We start from the raw sequence: 15,576 nt of genomic DNA, 5'->3' as shown, positions 1-15,576 counted from the left end.
CCGCTCCTTCATGGCCGCACTGCTTTTTGCCACCGCTTTGCCGGCCGCAGCGCAGACGATCGCGATTACCGGCGGCACGGTTGCACTGGGCGATGGGTCGGACCCGATACCCGGCGGCACGGTCATCATCCGAAACGGCCGCATCACCGCTGCAGGTACCCATGTCAGCGTTCCTCCCGGCGCGCAGGTTATCGATGCGCGCGGCAAGTGGGTTACGCCAGGAATCGTCGCGGGATTCTCCCGGATCGGCCTTTCCGAGATCGATCTCGGGGACGACGGAGTCACGGACGACAAGGCAAGCGGCGGGCCGTTCGGAGCAGCAATCGACGTCGCTCCCGCGGTGAATCCCGCAAGCTCGACGATCGCAGTAAACCGCGCCGACGGCGTAACGCGTGCGGTCGTGGCCCCCAACGCCGCGAAGAGCATCTTCGCGGGGCAGGGCGCGGTCATCGACCTCGGTGCCGACATGGAACCGATTACGCACGCGCGTCTGTTCCAGTTCGTCGAGTTTGGCGAGACCGGCGCCGATACAGCGGGCGGCTCCCGAGCGTCTGCCTATGTCCTGTTCCGAAATGCGCTGAAGGAAGCATCGGAGCTGCGTCGCTACGCGCCGTCAATTTCCTCGACCCGTGGAGGCGAAAGCCGGCTTCCGCCGGAAGTCCGCAATCCAAACGAATCTCGCGAATACGGCCCTGACGCCCGGCGTAGCGAGGATGTCATGCTGACCCGGTTCGACGCTGCCGCGCTCGTGCCGGTGCTTCAGGGGCGCCAATATCTCGTGATTCATGCCGAGCGAGCCCGTGACATCCTCAACGTGCTCGACCTCAAGCGCACCTATCCTTCGCTGAAGCTGGTGCTGGTCGGCGCATCGGAAGGCTGGCTTGTCTCGGACAAGATCGCGGCGGCGCGAATTCCCGTGATAGCATCGGCTGTGAACGACCTTCCGGCGACATTCGAGCAGCTCGCAGCGACGCAGTCGAATGTAGGCCGCATGCGCGATGCCGGGGTGCATGTCGCGATCGGCATGATCGACGACAACGACACCCGCTATCTCTTCAACGAGCGCCAATATGCCGGAAACCTCGTCGCACTGACCGATGTACCGGGCGCAAGCGGAGTCCGCTGGGGTGAGGCGCTGGCGATGATCACTTCGCGACCTGCCGAGGTTCTTGGACTCGACCGGGAGATTGGCAGCCTCGCACCGGGCCGCCGTGCAGACGTCGTCATATGGTCCGGCGATCCGTTGCAGGTTACAAGCAACGCCGACGCTGTTTTCATCGACGGGGTTCAGCAGCCGTTGGATACCAGGCAGACCAAGCTTCGCGAGCGGTACAAGGACTTGAGCCGCGACGTGCTTCCGGAGGCCTATCAAAGGTGACTCCGCAGGCCGGCCTTTTCCTGTCGGCCATTGCCTTCGTCGGCCTGCATTTCCTCCTGTCCCATCCGCTCCGCGCTCCGCTCGTCGGAAGGCTGGGAGAAAAGGACTTCCAGGGATTCTATTCCGTACAGTCCCTGCTGACGTTCGGCTTGATGATCTATTTTTACCGGGCCATCGGGCGAGAGCAGCCGGTCTGGACGGCGGGTGAGTGGGTATGGGCAGTTGCCGTGCTCGTAATGTGGCTGGGCGCGATCCTGTTCGTCGGCTCTTTCCTTGGTAATCCTGCGCTCCCCGGCGCGAAACTGGACCGGGGCAAGGTGCCCGCCGGCGTTTTCGCAATCACGCGCCACCCGATGATGTGGGGCTTTGCGACCTGGGCCGCCGTGCACCTGGCGGTCATCGGGACCGCAAAAGCGATGGTCTTCGACGGCGCCCTCATCTTCCTCGCGATCGCCGGGTCGATCGGGCAGGACGCCAAGAAAGAAAAGCTGATGGGCGAGCGCTTCCACGAGTGGGCCGCCCAAACTGCGTTCGTGCCGTTCAGCCGGGGCGTAGCGTGGCCGGGAACGGCCGCCTTCATTGGCGGCACCCTCCTGTTCCTCGTTGCGACCTGGCTGCATCCTTTCCCTGTCGGCATTTGGCGTTGGATCGGCTGACCACTCGCGCTGCCGGCAGCGGCGCGCTAAACCGTCATCAATGACACGGAAATTCTTCGGCACGGACGGCATTCGCGGCCTCACCAACAGCGAGCCGATGACGGCGGAGACTGCGCTTCGCGTAGGGCAAGCGGCGGGCGCTCACTTCCTTCGTGGAGATCACCGCCATCGCGTTGTGATCGGCAAGGACACCCGCCTGTCTGGCTACATGATGGAATCGGCGATGGTCGCCGGGTTCACCTCGGTCGGCATGGACGTCGTATTGCTGGGTCCAATGCCGACGCCTGCAGTCGCGATGCTGACCCGGTCGATGCGTGCCGACATTGGCGTGATGATCTCCGCGTCGCACAATCCGTTTGCGGACAATGGCATCAAGCTGTTCGGGCCGGACGGTTACAAGCTCAGCGACAAGACCGAGCAGGCGATCGAGAGCAAGATCGAGAAGGGGGTAAAGCTCGTTTCGGCGGAGAAGATCGGTCGCGCCCGCCGCATCGACGACGCCCGCGGTCGCTACATCCACCATGTCAAGTCGACGTTCCCGGAGCAGCTACGCCTCGACGGCCTGAAGATCGTTGTCGATTGCGCAAATGGAGCGGCCTACCATGTCGCGCCCGAAGCGCTTTGGGAGCTCGGTGCGGACGTCATCCCGATCGGAGTGAAGCCGGATGGCCTCAACATCAATGCGGACTGCGGATCGACCAAGCCTCAGCTACTCCAGGAAACAGTCGTCGCGAGTGGGGCCCACATCGGCATCGCCCTCGACGGAGACGCGGACCGCCTGATCCTCGTCGACGAAAAGGGCCGCATCATCGACGGCGACCAGATGATGGCGCTGGTCGGGCTCGACCTGCAGCGGCGCGGCGAGCTTCGTGGTGGGGCGGTTGTGGCTACGGTCATGTCCAATCTCGGGCTAGAGCGGCGGCTTCAGCAGGAGGGGATCGGTCTGATCCGCACCGCGGTGGGCGACCGCTACGTGCTCGAGGCGATGCGCGAGAAGAAATGCAACGTCGGGGGCGAGCAGTCCGGCCACATCATTCTCAGCGATCACTCGACAACCGGCGATGGCCTCGTCGCCGCGCTTCAGGTGCTCGCGGCAATCGTCGATAGCGGCAAGCCTGCGAGCGAAGTGCTGCACCTGTTCGACCCGGTACCGCAGCTGTTGAAGAACGTCCGGTTCAACGGCGGTAACGCACCCCTTGAATCCGACAAGGTCCAGAAACGCATCGCTGCCGCCGAGGCAGAATTGAAAGGCCGCGGTCGCCTGGTGATCCGCAAGTCGGGCACCGAGCCGCTCATCCGCGTCATGGCCGAGGGCGATGATTCCAAGCTCGTCGAACGACTGGTCGACGACATCTGTGAGGCCGTGAAAAGCGCGGCGTGAACCCTTTGTTCGCAATTTGCCGCGAAACCCCAATGTTGTGCGCATGGACAATTTCGCCCCGTACGGCGCCCGAAGTGCCGCGATGACCGCGAAACCCGCGCGAGTCCTCGTCATCGCCGGTTCCGACTCCGGCGGCGGCGCAGGCATTCAGGCGGATATCAAGACGATCACCATGCTCGGCGGTCACGCGATGACCGCCGTCACCGCCGTCACCGCCCAGAACACGACTGGCGTCACGGCCGTGCATCCGGTCCCGGCCGAAGTGATCCTCGCGCAAATCGATGCGGTGGTCGACGACATCGGCGTAGACGCAGTGAAGATCGGGATGATCGGAAGCGTCTTCGCGGCCCGGCAGATCGCGCTGAGGCTTGAGAGGCTGAAGGCGGAGAATCCCGACCTTCCGATTGTCTTCGATCCCGTGATGGTCGCGACCAGTGGCTCCTTGCTCGCGGATGAAGCGACGATTGCCGCTTTCGGTCCGCTGATGGACCTTGCAACCATCACCACCCCAAACCTTCCGGAGCTCGCTCGGCTCAGCAACAAGGAAGACCCCGTGGCCGCTGCGCTCGGGCTTGTCGGAGAGCATGGCTGCGCGGTGCTCATCAAGGGCGGGCACGACGAGGGTGATACGCTTGCCGACGCCCTGATCGAGACAGACAATATCACCAGTTGGCAGGGACAGCGCATCGACACGAAGAGCACGCACGGAACCGGCTGCACTCTAGCGAGCGCGATCGCCTGCCTGCTCGGTCAGGGCGATAGCCTGACCTCGGCGGTAGAACGCGCGCGCACGTTTGTTCGCGTTTCCCTCTACGCTGCTCCGGACCTAGGGCATGGCGCCGGACCCGTTGGATCGACCAACGTCCGTCTCGATGTTGGTCCCGGACCGCGGCTGAATCAGGTCACGCTGACCGTGAAGGATTACGCCAAGTCCGTCGATTTTTACTCGAAGCTGGGTCTGAAGCAGATCGTCGATAGCCCCGAGAATTCGTACGCGCGTTTCGAGACGTACGGCGGTGCTACTTTGTCGATCCAGGCTGACCCGGAAGAGAAGATCTCGCCGACTACCGCAGTCTATCTCGAGTGCGACGACCTTGACGCGCGCGTCGAGCGGTTGGCGCGCCTTGGAATTTTGTTCGAACACGCGCCGCGTAACCAGCCGTGGATGTGGCGCGAGGCTCGCCTCCGTGACCCGTCGGGGAACATCATCTTCCTCTACAAAGCCGGGGAGGCACGGCGCTTCCCGCCCTGGCGCGTCGAATAAATCCACAGTTTTGTGAGTCGTCGTCTGGCGACTCACCGAGGGTCTCCATAGGCTTAGGCGCAAATGCCTCGCCGCTGTTCCTTCAAGATCGAGCTGGATTTCCCCCAGCCGCTGGCCGGCGTGGATGAGGCGGGCTGCGCGCCGCTGGCAGGGCCGGTGGTTGCGGCGGCCTGCATCCTCGACCGCAACAAATTCCCGCGCGGGATCGACGATTCCAAGAATTTGCCGCTTGAGAAGCGTGAGGCGCTCTACGCCAAGATCACCAAGGTAGCGGCGTTCGGAGTCGGCATCGCCAGCGTCGAGGAGATCGACAGCATCAATATCTACTGGGCACGCATGCTGGCGATGACCCGGGCGGTAGAGGCGCTTGGCATCGAGCCAGCCTGGGTTCTAGTCGACGGGAATGCCACGCCGAAGTGGCAGAGGCCGTCGAAGGCTATCGTCGACGGCGACGCCAAATGTCGCTCTATCGCTGCGGCATCGATCATCGCCAAGGTCACTCGCGACCGGATGATGGCAGCTCATGCCGAGACTTATCCTGGTTACGGATGGGAGCGAAATCGCGGCTATCCGACCCCCGATCACCGTCGCGCCTTGCGTGAGCTTGGACCGACGCCGCTGCACCGCCGGAGCTTTGGCCTGGTCCGTGACATGATCGCCGCAGCCGCCCAACCGGAGCTCGAGCTTCCGGAAATCGCCGTCGCGAGTCCTTTGAGTCACACCACCACAGGTTGAGTCTCGTGAGTCCGGGCGGACTCAACATCTTGTGGTCGAGTCTTCGCGGACTCTCTTCGTTCCGTCGTGTCCCCAAAGCGCGTTAACCTCTGTTCGCTTGACCGCGAGTCGGGCCTGACTCACCCTTCGACGCAAAGGGGGCACAGTCGCATGAATCTTATTGCCCGCATCGCGGAGACCAAGGGCGCTTTGCGCCCGCGTGCAAGTACAAAGCCGAAGCGCGAGCTTCCTTTCGACGAGATTTTGATGGGTGACTGCATCGCCGAAATGGCGCGCCTCCCCGACAAGTCCGTCGACATGATCTTCGCGGACCCGCCTTACAATTTGCAGCTTGGCGGCGACTTGTTCCGGCCGGAAGGAAGCCGCGTCGACGCTGTCGATGATGAGTGGGACAAGTTCGACAGCCTCGCCGCCTATGACAATTTCACCCGCGAATGGCTCGCCGAGGCGCGCCGTATCCTGAAGGACAATGGCACGATCTGGGTGATCGGCAGCTATCACAACATCTTCCGCGTGGGCTCACTGCTTCAGGATGCCGAATTTTGGATCCTGAATGACGTGATCTGGCGCAAGGCCAACCCGATGCCGAACTTCCGCGGCACTCGTTTCACCAACGCCCACGAGACTTTGATCTGGTGTGCGAAGGATGAGAAGGCGCGCTACACCTTCAACTATCGCGCGATGAAGGCGCTCAACGACGACCTTCAGATGCGGTCCGACTGGGTGCTGCCCATCTGCAGCGGCCAGGAGCGCGTTAAGGACGACGAAGGCATCAAGGCCCATCCGACGCAGAAGCCGGAGGCTTTGCTCTATCGCATCCTGCTCGCCTGCACGAAGCCGGGCGATATCGTGCTCGATCCATTCTTCGGGACCGGCACGACCGGCGCGGTTGCGCGGCGTCTCGGCCGCCGCTGGATAGGCATCGAGCGCGAGCCGTCCTATGTGAAGGTTGCTCGTGAACGGATCGCATCGACCCTGCCCCTTGACGAGAGCGCGATGCAGGTGGCTCCCGACAAGCGCTCTGCGCCGCGGGTCGCATTCGGACTTCTTGTTGAGTACGGCATGGTCGCACCCGGAACGGTGCTTACCGACAGCAAGCGCCGGTGGCAGGCGAAAGTCTGCGCCGACGGATCGATTGCCTGCGAGGCACATGCGGGCTCAATCCACAAGGTCGGCGCTGCATTGCAGGGCGCTCCCTCCTGCAATGGCTGGAGCTTTTGGCATGTCGAGGAAGCTGGGGCGCTTCAGCCGATCGACGCGCTTCGGCAAAGGCACTTGGCCGGTCTGGGCTAAGGTGCCATTGCTCCGACCCGCATGAGCGACACACCCAATTTCGCAGTCGTGATCCTCGCGGCGGGTCAAGGCACCCGCATGCGCTCGGACACGCACAAGGTCCTGCATCCGATCGCCGGCAAGGCGCTGCTGATGCACCTGCTCGACAGCGTCGACCGTCTGGGTGCCGAGAAACGCGTCGTCGTCGTCGGCAAGGGCCGGGACCAGGTCGAGAAGGCGCTGAAAGGTCGCGATGTCAGTATCGCGCATCAGGTGGAGCAGAAGGGCACCGCCCACGCTGTCCAGCAGGCGCAAGACGCGCTTGCAGGTTATGAGGGTGCGGTCCTCATCCTCTATGGCGACACGCCTTTTGTTGAGCCCGAGACGCTGAAGCGGATGCTTGACCGCCTTGATGGCGGAGGCGGGCCTGGCGTCGTCGTCCTGGCTTCCACGCCGGACGATCCGCTGAAATACGGACGCATCATCCTCGGCGAAGGCGATCACATCGCCAAGATGGTCGAGTTCAAGGACGCGACCGAAGAGGAGCGGACCGTCCGCCTCTGTAACAGCGGTATGATGGCGTTGCGTTCGAAGGATCTGTTCCGCTGGCTCGACCAGGTCGGGAACGACAATGCGGCGGGCGAATATTACCTGCCTGACGTCGTCAACATCGCCGCCGCGGAAGGCCGCGACGCGGTCGTCATCGAAGGCGATCCCTACGAGACTGCCGGCGTGAACAGTCGCGCCGAGCTCGCCCATCTCGAGCTCGATTGGCAGCGCCGCCGCCGTGAGCAAGCGCTTCAGGACGGCGCCACCCTGATTGATCCCGAGAGCGTCTGGTTCGCGGCCGACACCAAGCTCGGCCGCGACGTCACTGTCGAACCGCATGTCGTCTTTGGCCCGGGCGTCGAGGTCGCCGACGGAGCGACGATTAAGGCATTCAGCCACATCGAGGGGGCGACTATCGCGACCAAGGCGGTGATCGGGCCGTTTGCCCGCCTCCGCCCAGGCGCGAAGATCGGCGAGAAGGCGAAGGTCGGCAATTTCGTCGAGGTGAAGAAGGCGGTGCTGGGCCCCGGCGCGAAGGCCAACCACCTGTCCTACATCGGGGATGCGGACGTCGGCGCGGATGCGAACATCGGCGCTGGAACGATCACCTGCAATTACGACGGTTTCGGCAAGTACAATACGGTGATCGGCAAGGGCGCGTTCATTGGCTCAAACACCGCGCTTGTCGCACCGGTGACGATAGGTCCGGGCGCAATCGTTGGAGCTGGCTCGGTCATCACCAAGGACGTCGCGCCCGACAGCCTTGCCGTCGAACGCAGCGAGCAGAGGGGGATCGCCGGCTGGGCAAAACGCTTCCGCGATCGAATGCTGGCGAAAAGGGCCGCAGGCTAATGCCGAGCTTGGAATAATTTCAGGCTGCGCCCACTGGTTTACTTACAAGCCGAAAATACTAGGGCGGTGGCGACCGGGTCGGACGTGATCGTCCAGTGAGGGATTATGTGCGGAATCGTTGGAATTGTCGGCAAAAGTGAGGTCGCTCAGCGCCTGTTCGATGGCCTGAAGCGCCTCGAATATCGCGGTTATGACAGTGCCGGCATCTGCACGATTGACCATGGCGAGCTGGTTCGGCGTCGAGCCGAAGGAAAGCTCGAAAATCTTGCGCGCGAACTCGCGCAGGAGCCGCTCGGCGGGACCATCGGCATCGCCCACACGCGTTGGGCGACGCACGGCGCGCCCACAGTCGACAATGCCCACCCGCACATCGTTGGGCCTGTCGCGATCGTCCACAACGGGATCATCGAGAATTTCAAGCCACTCCGTGAGGAGCTCATTGCCGACGGTCGTGAGTTCAAGAGTGAGACCGACACGGAAGTCGTCGCGCACCTTGTAGCCCGCGAGGTCGAGGGCGGAGCCTCGCCGCAGGACTCAGTCGCGACCGTGCTGCCTCGCCTGCAGGGCGCCTTCGCGATCGCGTTCCTGTTCCGCGACCATCCCGACCTGATCATAGGCGCTCGCATGGGCGCGCCGCTGACCGTGGGTTACGGCGACGGCGAAAACTATCTTGGGTCTGACGCGCTTGCCGTAGCGCCCTGGACCCAGCGCATCGCCTATCTCGATGAGGGCGACTGGGCGGTTGTCCGTCGCGAGAACATCGAAATCTTCGACCGCGACAACGAGCCGGTCGAGCGCGAGATTGTCGAGTCCGGCGCATCTTCGGCCCCGGTCGAGAAGGGCAATTACCGCCACTACATGCAGAAGGAGATCTACGAGCAGCCGATCGTAGTTGCCCAGACTCTCCAGAGCTACGTCCGTCCCTTCGAAGGCGAAGTCGCGCTCCCCACCGGCGATCTCGACCTCGCAACCGTCGGCCGAGTCACGATCGTTGCCTGCGGAACCAGCTTCTACGCCGGAATGGTCGCCAAATACTGGATCGAGCAATTTGCTCGCGTTCCGGTCGACATCGATGTCGCAAGCGAGTTCCGGTACCGCCAACCGGTGCTGGAGCCGGGCGGCCTGGCGCTCTTCATAAGTCAGTCTGGCGAAACTGCAGACACACTGGCAGCGCTTCGTCATGCCCGTAGCGAGAAGCAGCGCATTGCGGTTGTGGTGAACGTGCCGACAAGCTCGATGGCTCGCGAGGCAGATCTTCTACTTCCAACGCACGCGGGGCCAGAAATCGGCGTCGCGTCGACCAAGGCCTTCACCTGTCAACTTGCGGTTCTTGCGGCCCTGTCCGCAAACCTGGCGCGGGCCAAGGGTCGCCTAACACGCGAAGAAGAGCAGGATATCGTTGCGCACCTGCAGGAGGCGCCGGCAGCGCTGAACGCCGCGCTTGGCCACGACGACGACATTGCGGCGATGGCCCACCTCATCGCGCCCGCCCGGGACGTGCTCTACCTTGGCCGCGGGCCCGACTATCCCCTGGCTCTGGAAGGCGCGCTGAAGCTCAAGGAGATCAGCTACATCCACGCCGAAGGCTATGCGGCCGGTGAGATGAAGCACGGCCCGATCGCCCTGATTGACGAAGCCGTGCCGGTGATCGTGCTCGCGCCGTCGGGGCCCCTTTTCGAGAAGACCGTCAGTAACATGCAGGAGGTCCGCGCGCGCGGCGGCAAGATCGTGCTGATCAGCGATGCCAAGGGCCTGGAGGATGCCGGGGAGGGGTGCATTGCGACGATCGAGATGCCGGAGGTCCATCCGCTGATCGCGCCGCTGGTTTACGCGGTTCCGGTGCAACTTCTCGCCTATCACACGGCGGTCCTGAAGGGCACGGACGTCGACCAGCCGCGCAATCTCGCGAAGAGCGTCACGGTCGAGTGAACATGGCCGGCGAGCCTCAGACGCTGCCGTTCAGATATGACCGTTCCGATTTCGTCGCGCTCGCGGAGCTCGGCCGGCCCCGCATCGTAAGCTGGCTCTTTCGTCTGGCGTGGGCGCTGTTTGCCCTGGCGGGCGTGCTGATCGCAATTTGCCTTCTTGCAGGCTCCTCGCGCGTCCTGATTTATCTGCCCGTTCTCGCAATTATCTTGGTCGCCTACCTGCTGCTCTATCGCTACGGGGCACACATCGGCGCCTGGGCGATCGATCGCGTCGCGAGGCGCGACGACCTGCTCCGTGAGCAACGACTGACGGTGGCCGACGACTGCTTCCGGGCGGAATCGACGCGCGGTAAGACTGAGCTTCGTTGGTCGGCCATTCCCCGCATCCACGTCGAAGAGCCGCGCCTCTTCGTCTATTCGACCCGCCGCCAGGCCTTCATCATCCCGCGACGCGCGTTCGCATCCAGCGCGGACTTCGATGCCTTCGTGCAGACAACACAGGAACTTTGGAAGAGGCACCACCGGCTGTGAAACATATCGGCATTCTGGCTCACAGCTTCGAAGGCGCGACCCTTTGTTTTCATTCCGCCTGCCTGGAGGGCGTCGCCCGGCTCGGGCCGCACATGCATCCCGAGATCATCATGACCTGCTCGCCGATGGCGCTGGTCCTCGATGCATGGGAAAGCGGCGACAATGAAACGCTCCGCTCATTCTTCATGAAGGATGCCAAGAAGCTCGCAGCGGCGGGCGCGGATTTCTTCGTTCTTCCGGACAATACGGCGCACATCGCGATGGAATCACCCGGAGATGCCTTCCCGATCCCCGGCCTCAATATCGGCGAGGTGGTGGCCGACCAAGCGCTGAGGGAAGGTCGCATTAAGGTCGGCATCCTTGGAACCAAATATACGATGAACGGTCCGGTCTATCCCGGTGCGTTCGGACGCCGCGGCATCGGCTGGGCCGTTCCCTCGGCGGAGGACCAGAAGCTCGTCAACGATGTCATCTTCGACGAGCTTTGCCTGGGCGTTTTCACCGAGCGCTCGCGCGACGCCTACGTCCGCATCATCGAGAAGCTGCGGCGGGATGGCTGCGATGCGGTTGCGCTTGTCTGCACGGAGATTCCGCTGCTGGTGACGAAGGACGTCTCGCCGCTCCCGACGCTGGAATCGACGCAATTGCTCGCGAAGGCCGCGGTGGAAGTCGCAATCGGTGAGCGGCCGATGCCGACCTGGCGCGGCGGACCGATCGAGTAGTCAGGCGGCTTGGCGCGTCGCCTCGAGCTTGCGGACGTGCTTGCTGAGTTTGTCGTAGAGAAAGTCGACAACGGCCCGAACCCGCGGCGTATGGCGTACCCGCTCATGCGTGAAGAGCCACAACAGGCGTCCGTGATCGCTGCGCGGCGTCAGGCATTGGACGAGGTCCGGATCGCCATCGGCGACTACGCAGGGCAGCACTGCTATTCCGAAGCCGGACCTCACTCCGGACAGGAGACCGCCCGAGGTCGCATGGTGCATGGCGACCTGTTGCTCCAGCCCAAGTTGCTGCAGCCAGTTCTGATAATGAATCCACAGATTGCCGCCGCCGCCGCCAATGAACGAGTGTTTCTTCAGCTGCGCCCTGTTCCGCGGGACGCCGTTTCGAGCCGCATAGTCACGGCTGCAGTAAAGCGCCCAGTCGTCGATGCAGAGCTGGCGGCCGACCAGGCCGGCTGACAGCTGAGACTCGGCCTTTGTGCTTCGTAGCGAGATGTCTGCCTCTCCAGCACCGAGATCGCGGACGGACTGCGACGTATCCAGTTCGATAACTATCTCCGGGAAGGCCTCGTGAAGCTCGCGAAGCAGGGGTGCGAGGATGGTAATCGCATAGACCTCCTCGGTCGTGATCTTCACGGTGCCGCTGACATCTCGCGAATGGGCCGAGGCGGCATCGGCGAAGCTGTTGAGGGCGGATTCGACCGTCTTGGCCTGGCCAAGCAGGCTCTGCCCTTCAGGCGTCAGAGTGTAGCCGGCTTGGCGCTTTTCGAAGAGCCTAACACCAAGCGCTTCCTCCAGCGCCGTGATCCGTCGGGCAACTGTCGTCTGGCTCACTCGCAGCGCCCGCGCTGCCGCAAGCGTGCTGCCGTCACGGGCAACAGCGAGGAAATAACGGAGGTCGTTCCAATCGAGCATGGGCTGCAATTTAGCGCCTAAAGGCGCTATTTCCGTTCTGCAATTTTGCAGAATCATAGCACGATATCGTTGCTTACACGAACCGGTTTTCGGGATTAGTTGAAGGGTCGCGCCGGTAAGCTCCGGTCCCAGACAAACAAGGGGTAGCGACATGAGAAACCCATTCGTTCTTGCGATTGCATCCGCGATCATCACCGCTGGTCTGATCAAGGCAGTTCCGGCCCTCGCCGAGACACCGGCAGTCGAGCAGACCTACGTCAGCTATGTGAAGACAGCCGACCTCAACCTCACCAGCGAGCGTGGTCAGCAGGCTCTCGATCGCCGGCTTGCCCAGGCGGCACGCGAAGTCTGCGGCGTTCCTTCAGACTCCGATCTCGTCGGCCAGAACAAGGTCCGCCAGTGCCGCGACGAAGCGATCCAGCGTGCCGCCGCCGAGCGAGAAGCGTTGCTCGCCGCCGCGAACCGCGGAGCGGTCATCGCGATCACTGCCAGCCGTTAAGTTTCACGAGCTCTCCAAGAAGGGCGTCCCGGCCTCCCCGGGGCGCCCTTCGCCTTGTCTGGTGCAGGCGCCACACTTAGAGCCGACACATGATCGAGGTTTCAGGCGGCTGTCATTGTGGCACGGTGCGTTTCACGGCGAGGATGCCCGACGCGCCGGTGCACGCACTCGACTGCAATTGCTCGATTTGCTCGATGACGGGCTTCCTGCACGTCATAGTCCCGCACTCGGAGTTCGAGTTGCTGACCGGACGCGACGCCTTGGCGAGCTACCGCTTCGGCACCGGCTCAGCGGAGCACCTCTTCTGCTCGAATTGCGGGGTGAAGAGCTTCTATCAGCCGCGGTCTCATCCTGATGCGTGGAGCGTCAACGCAAACTGCCTCGATGAAGCGGTCGAACTCGAAATCGAACAGTTCAACGGGAGGCATTGGGAGAACGCAAAGGCGCGCCTCGACGGCGAACAGGCGGGCGGCTAGGCGCGTCGGATGCATCGTCCGCTACGCCTGACCATCGATAGCTCGGCCCTTGTTCATAACTGGCGCTGGCTCGCCGATCGCGCCGGAGTTCCGGCGGGAGCGGCGATCAAGGCGGACGCCTATGGCCTTGGCGCGCGGGAGACGATGCGGGCGCTTCACGGTGCTGGATGCCGCGACTTCTTCGTGTCCGTCTGGCCGGAAGCGGAAGAGCTTGGAGCGGTTCCAGGCGACGCGAGCCTTGTAGTGCTGCACGGTGTTGGCCCTGACGACGTCGAGGCGGCTCTGGCCTCTACCGCGCGGCCAGTTCTCAACTCTGTCGAGCAAGTTTCGCGCTGGAAACAGGCTGCGCCTGGTCGCGTCTGTGACGTGATGATCGACACGGGCATGAACCGGCTCGGCCTTCGGCCGGATGAGATCGCAGCCCTGAACGGTCTCTCCATCGATACGCTGCACAGCCATCTCGCTTGTGCCGACGAGGATCACGACTTGAACGCGGCTCAGCTGCAGCGCTTTCGCGAGGTGGCCGCACAGGTGCCGGCCAAGCGTTACAGCCTGGCCAATTCTGCCGGTACCTGTATCGGCCCCGACTACAGCTTCGACCTCGTGAGGCCGGGCTTGGCCCTCTACGGCGGCATTCCTCGCCAGGAGGCCGAAGGACAGATCCAGCAAGTCGCGCACATCGAAGCGCAAATTGTGCAGCGGCGCACAATCCGGGCTGGCGAAAGCTGCGGCTATGGCGCGACCTTCGTCGCCGATGCGGACACCGAGGCCGCGATCCTGAACATTGGCTATGCTGACGGCTATCTCCGAGGCTTCTCCTCGAAGGGTACGGCATTTGCTGGCGAATTCGCGCTGCCTGTGCTCGGCCGGGTTTCGATGGACCTGATTGCAGTGCGTTGTGATGCGACCCCTGATATTAGGGAAGGCGAGTGGGTCGAGATCGATTACGACCTGCCTACGGCGTCCGAGGCTTCTGGGCTTTCCCAGTACGAACTGCTGACGACCTTGGGCTCGCGTTTCGAGAGGCGCTGGCCTTAGACCCCGGTTCGGGCGTTTTCGGCTTGTATCGGCAGAGGTCGATCACCGGGCACCGCCAGCATTCTGGCTTTCGTGCCTTGCAGATGTAGCGGCCGTGCAGGATCAGCCAGTGGTGCGCGTTAAGCCGGAAGGGTTGGGGGACAACCTTCTCGAGCTTCAGCTCGACCTTGAGCACGTCCTTGCCAGGCGCAAGGCCGGTTCGATTGCAGACTCGGAAAATGTGCGTGTCGACCGCGAAGGTCTCTTCATGGAAGGCCGTGTTGAGCACCACGTTAGCGGTCTTCCGGCCGACGCCGGGTAGCTTTTCCAGCTCTTCGCGACTGCCGGGCACTTTGCTCCCGTGGTCGCGGATCAGCGCTTCCGAAAGAGCGATGACGTTCTTCGCCTTGGTGTTGAACAAGCCGATCGTCTTGATCGCGTCACGGACCTTCGTTTCGCCCAGCGAAACCATCTGCTCCGGCGTCTTCACGTGTTCGAACAGCGGCCGGGTGGCGATGTTCACGCTGGCGTCGGTCGCCTGGGCGGACAAGACGACGGCGACGAGCAATGTGTACGGATTCTCGTACTCAAGTTCAGTGGTTGGCGAGGGGTTCTCCTCGGCAAGCCTGCGGAAAAACTCGAAAACCTGCTCGCGCGTCACAGTGCGTCGATGACGTCGCGCATCGAATAGATGCCTGCTGGCTTGCCGACGAGGAACTTCGCGGCAGCAAGCGCGCCCCGCGCGAAGATCATGCGATTCTCGGCCCGGTGCGAAAGAATCAGGCGCTCCTCGGGGCCGGCGAAAATGACATCGTGGTCGCCGGCGACCGTACCGCCGCGAAGCGAGGCGAAGCCGATCGCGCCTTCCTCCCGCTTGAGGTTGGTGCCCTTACGGCCACGTTCTGCATTCAGTTTCGTTCCGCGCCCGCGGGCCGCGGCGTCACCGAGTGCCAGTGCAGTCCCCGACGGTGCGTCGGTTTTTTGCCGATGGTGCATTTCTAGGATCTCGATGTCCCACTCGGGGCCAAGTACGCTCGCCGCGCGCTCGACGAGGTCGGAAAGCAGGGCGACGCCCAAGGAAGTGTTCGCTGCGCGGAGGACGGCAATGTCCTTTGCCGCCGCTGAAATCCTTCGGCTCGCGAAATCGTCTAGCCCAGTCGTTCCGACCAGGATCGGGACGGCCGCTGCGAGCGCGCGATCGAGGCTCGCCTGCAGCGCAGACGGAGCCGAAAAATCGACGATTACGTCGCCATGGTCAGCATCGATCTCGAAGCCAGGATCGTCGGCGACCGCGGTCGCAATGGCGCGGCCCATTCGGCCGTTCGGTGCGAAGAGGCTGATGCGGGTCGGCTGCTCGTCAGTGCGCATGCTGGCACTGATGGCTCAGCGCCGGTGCCCGCG

Annotated in this window: 16 protein-coding genes; 13 read left to right on the top strand and 3 right to left on the bottom strand. The window is 63.3% G+C overall.

Annotation, left to right across the window (positions count from 1 at the left end):
• The first annotated feature begins 10 nt into the window (after positions 1 to 10).
• The 10 genes from ACMC5O_RS06350 (at position 11) to ACMC5O_RS06305 (ending at position 11,268) form a co-directional block, all read left to right on the top strand.
• A complete protein-coding gene (locus ACMC5O_RS06350) occupies positions 11 to 1,378 on the top strand; it encodes an amidohydrolase family protein (protein ID WP_426693515.1) in 1,368 nt (455 codons plus the stop codon).
• Positions 1,375 to 2,034 carry an NnrU family protein gene (locus ACMC5O_RS06345; protein ID WP_187709468.1) on the top strand — a complete coding sequence of 220 codons (660 nt, stop codon included), beginning with the start codon at positions 1,375 to 1,377 and terminating at the stop codon, positions 2,032 to 2,034. Before ACMC5O_RS06350 ends, ACMC5O_RS06345 begins: the two co-directional genes overlap by 4 nt.
• A gap of 40 nt (positions 2,035 to 2,074) precedes the next feature.
• The gene (gene glmM, locus ACMC5O_RS06340; RefSeq protein WP_426693452.1) at positions 2,075 to 3,415 is read left to right on the top strand and encodes a phosphoglucosamine mutase; all 1,341 of its coding nucleotides are present in this window, start codon (positions 2,075 to 2,077) and stop codon (positions 3,413 to 3,415) included.
• A 43-nt stretch (positions 3,416 to 3,458) separates the two neighbouring features.
• Positions 3,459 to 4,679 (top strand): bifunctional hydroxymethylpyrimidine kinase/phosphomethylpyrimidine kinase, encoded by a 1,221-nt coding sequence (gene thiD, locus ACMC5O_RS06335; protein ID WP_426693451.1) that lies wholly within the window; start codon positions 3,459 to 3,461, stop codon positions 4,677 to 4,679.
• Positions 4,680 to 4,742: 63 nt separating this feature from the next.
• Positions 4,743 to 5,414, top strand: a complete 672-nt coding sequence (locus ACMC5O_RS06330) for a ribonuclease HII (protein WP_426693450.1) — start codon at positions 4,743 to 4,745, stop codon at positions 5,412 to 5,414.
• A gap of 150 nt (positions 5,415 to 5,564) precedes the next feature.
• Positions 5,565 to 6,707 (top strand): site-specific DNA-methyltransferase, encoded by a 1,143-nt coding sequence (locus tag ACMC5O_RS06325; protein ID WP_426693449.1) that lies wholly within the window; start codon positions 5,565 to 5,567, stop codon positions 6,705 to 6,707.
• 21 nt (positions 6,708 to 6,728) lie between these two features.
• The gene (glmU, locus tag ACMC5O_RS06320) at positions 6,729 to 8,087 is read left to right on the top strand and encodes a bifunctional UDP-N-acetylglucosamine diphosphorylase/glucosamine-1-phosphate N-acetyltransferase GlmU (protein ID WP_426693448.1); all 1,359 of its coding nucleotides are present in this window, start codon (positions 6,729 to 6,731) and stop codon (positions 8,085 to 8,087) included.
• 105 nt (positions 8,088 to 8,192) lie between these two features.
• Positions 8,193 to 10,016 carry a glutamine--fructose-6-phosphate transaminase (isomerizing) gene (gene glmS / locus ACMC5O_RS06315; protein ID WP_426693447.1) on the top strand — a complete coding sequence of 608 codons (1,824 nt, stop codon included), beginning with the start codon at positions 8,193 to 8,195 and terminating at the stop codon, positions 10,014 to 10,016.
• A 2-nt stretch (positions 10,017 to 10,018) separates the two neighbouring features.
• Complete coding sequence (locus tag ACMC5O_RS06310; RefSeq protein ID WP_187709469.1) at positions 10,019 to 10,546, top strand: YcxB family protein; 528 nt, start codon at positions 10,019 to 10,021, stop codon at positions 10,544 to 10,546.
• Positions 10,543 to 11,268, top strand: coding sequence for an aspartate/glutamate racemase family protein (locus ACMC5O_RS06305; RefSeq protein WP_187709470.1), 726 nt, complete (start codon positions 10,543 to 10,545; stop codon positions 11,266 to 11,268). The genes ACMC5O_RS06310 and ACMC5O_RS06305 overlap by 4 nt, the downstream gene beginning before the upstream one ends.
• On the opposite strand, the gene ACMC5O_RS06300 is transcribed toward ACMC5O_RS06305, so the two are convergent.
• A complete protein-coding gene (locus ACMC5O_RS06300) occupies positions 11,269 to 12,183 on the bottom strand; it encodes a LysR family transcriptional regulator (protein WP_187709471.1) in 915 nt (304 codons plus the stop codon). It abuts the gene before it with no gap.
• Between the two features lie 151 nt (positions 12,184 to 12,334).
• Here ACMC5O_RS06300 and ACMC5O_RS06295 point away from each other — a divergent pair, with 151 nt between their 5' ends.
• The 3 genes from ACMC5O_RS06295 to alr all read left to right on the top strand — a co-directional run bounded on the left by ACMC5O_RS06295 (position 12,335) and on the right by alr (position 14,196).
• A complete protein-coding gene (locus ACMC5O_RS06295) occupies positions 12,335 to 12,682 on the top strand; it encodes a UrcA family protein (protein WP_187709472.1) in 348 nt (115 codons plus the stop codon).
• Positions 12,683 to 12,771: 89 nt separating this feature from the next.
• A complete protein-coding gene (locus ACMC5O_RS06290) occupies positions 12,772 to 13,158 on the top strand; it encodes a GFA family protein (protein WP_187709473.1) in 387 nt (128 codons plus the stop codon).
• Positions 13,159 to 13,167: 9 nt separating this feature from the next.
• Positions 13,168 to 14,196, top strand: a complete 1,029-nt coding sequence (gene alr, locus ACMC5O_RS06285) for an alanine racemase (protein WP_426693446.1) — start codon at positions 13,168 to 13,170, stop codon at positions 14,194 to 14,196.
• Here alr and nth read toward each other — a convergent pair.
• The gene (gene nth, locus ACMC5O_RS06280; protein WP_187709474.1) at positions 14,114 to 14,836 is read right to left on the bottom strand and encodes an endonuclease III; all 723 of its coding nucleotides are present in this window, start codon (positions 14,834 to 14,836) and stop codon (positions 14,114 to 14,116) included. The genes alr and nth overlap by 83 nt on opposite strands.
• Positions 14,833 to 15,543: a 4-hydroxy-tetrahydrodipicolinate reductase gene (dapB, locus tag ACMC5O_RS06275; protein WP_187709475.1), complete on the bottom strand. Its 711-nt coding sequence runs from the start codon at positions 15,541 to 15,543 to the stop codon at positions 14,833 to 14,835. Before dapB ends, nth begins: the two co-directional genes overlap by 4 nt.
• Positions 15,544 to 15,576: the final 33 nt, after the last annotated feature.

Origin of the sequence: Sphingomonas sediminicola (genome assembly GCF_049991885.1) — a bacterium.
Lineage (GTDB): Bacteria > Pseudomonadota > Alphaproteobacteria > Sphingomonadales > Sphingomonadaceae > Sphingomicrobium > Sphingomicrobium sediminicola.
Note: the sequence above shows the minus strand (reverse complement) of the source record. Positions and strands in the feature narration are given on the sequence as shown.

What these genes read in the sequence shown, in the direction of transcription:
- ACMC5O_RS06350 (WP_426693515.1), top strand. Translation starts at nt 11, where the DNA reads ATGGCCGCACTGCTTTTTGCCACCGCTTTGCCGGCCGCAGCGCAGACG.
- glmM (WP_426693452.1), top strand. Translation starts at nt 2,075, where the DNA reads ATGACACGGAAATTCTTCGGCACGGACGGCATTCGCGGCCTCACCAAC.
- thiD (WP_426693451.1), top strand. Translation starts at nt 3,459, where the DNA reads ATGGACAATTTCGCCCCGTACGGCGCCCGAAGTGCCGCGATGACCGCG.
- ACMC5O_RS06330 (WP_426693450.1), top strand. Translation starts at nt 4,743, where the DNA reads ATGCCTCGCCGCTGTTCCTTCAAGATCGAGCTGGATTTCCCCCAGCCG.
- ACMC5O_RS06325 (WP_426693449.1), top strand. Translation starts at nt 5,565, where the DNA reads ATGAATCTTATTGCCCGCATCGCGGAGACCAAGGGCGCTTTGCGCCCG.
- glmU (WP_426693448.1), top strand. Translation starts at nt 6,729, where the DNA reads ATGAGCGACACACCCAATTTCGCAGTCGTGATCCTCGCGGCGGGTCAA.
- glmS (WP_426693447.1), top strand. Translation starts at nt 8,193, where the DNA reads ATGTGCGGAATCGTTGGAATTGTCGGCAAAAGTGAGGTCGCTCAGCGC.
- ACMC5O_RS06310 (WP_187709469.1), top strand. Translation starts at nt 10,019, where the DNA reads ATGGCCGGCGAGCCTCAGACGCTGCCGTTCAGATATGACCGTTCCGAT.
- ACMC5O_RS06300 (WP_187709471.1), bottom strand. Translation starts at nt 12,183, where the DNA reads ATGCTCGATTGGAACGACCTCCGTTATTTCCTCGCTGTTGCCCGTGAC.
- ACMC5O_RS06295 (WP_187709472.1), top strand. Translation starts at nt 12,335, where the DNA reads ATGAGAAACCCATTCGTTCTTGCGATTGCATCCGCGATCATCACCGCT.
- ACMC5O_RS06290 (WP_187709473.1), top strand. Translation starts at nt 12,772, where the DNA reads ATGATCGAGGTTTCAGGCGGCTGTCATTGTGGCACGGTGCGTTTCACG.
- alr (WP_426693446.1), top strand. Translation starts at nt 13,168, where the DNA reads ATGCATCGTCCGCTACGCCTGACCATCGATAGCTCGGCCCTTGTTCAT.
- dapB (WP_187709475.1), bottom strand. Translation starts at nt 15,543, where the DNA reads ATGCGCACTGACGAGCAGCCGACCCGCATCAGCCTCTTCGCACCGAAC.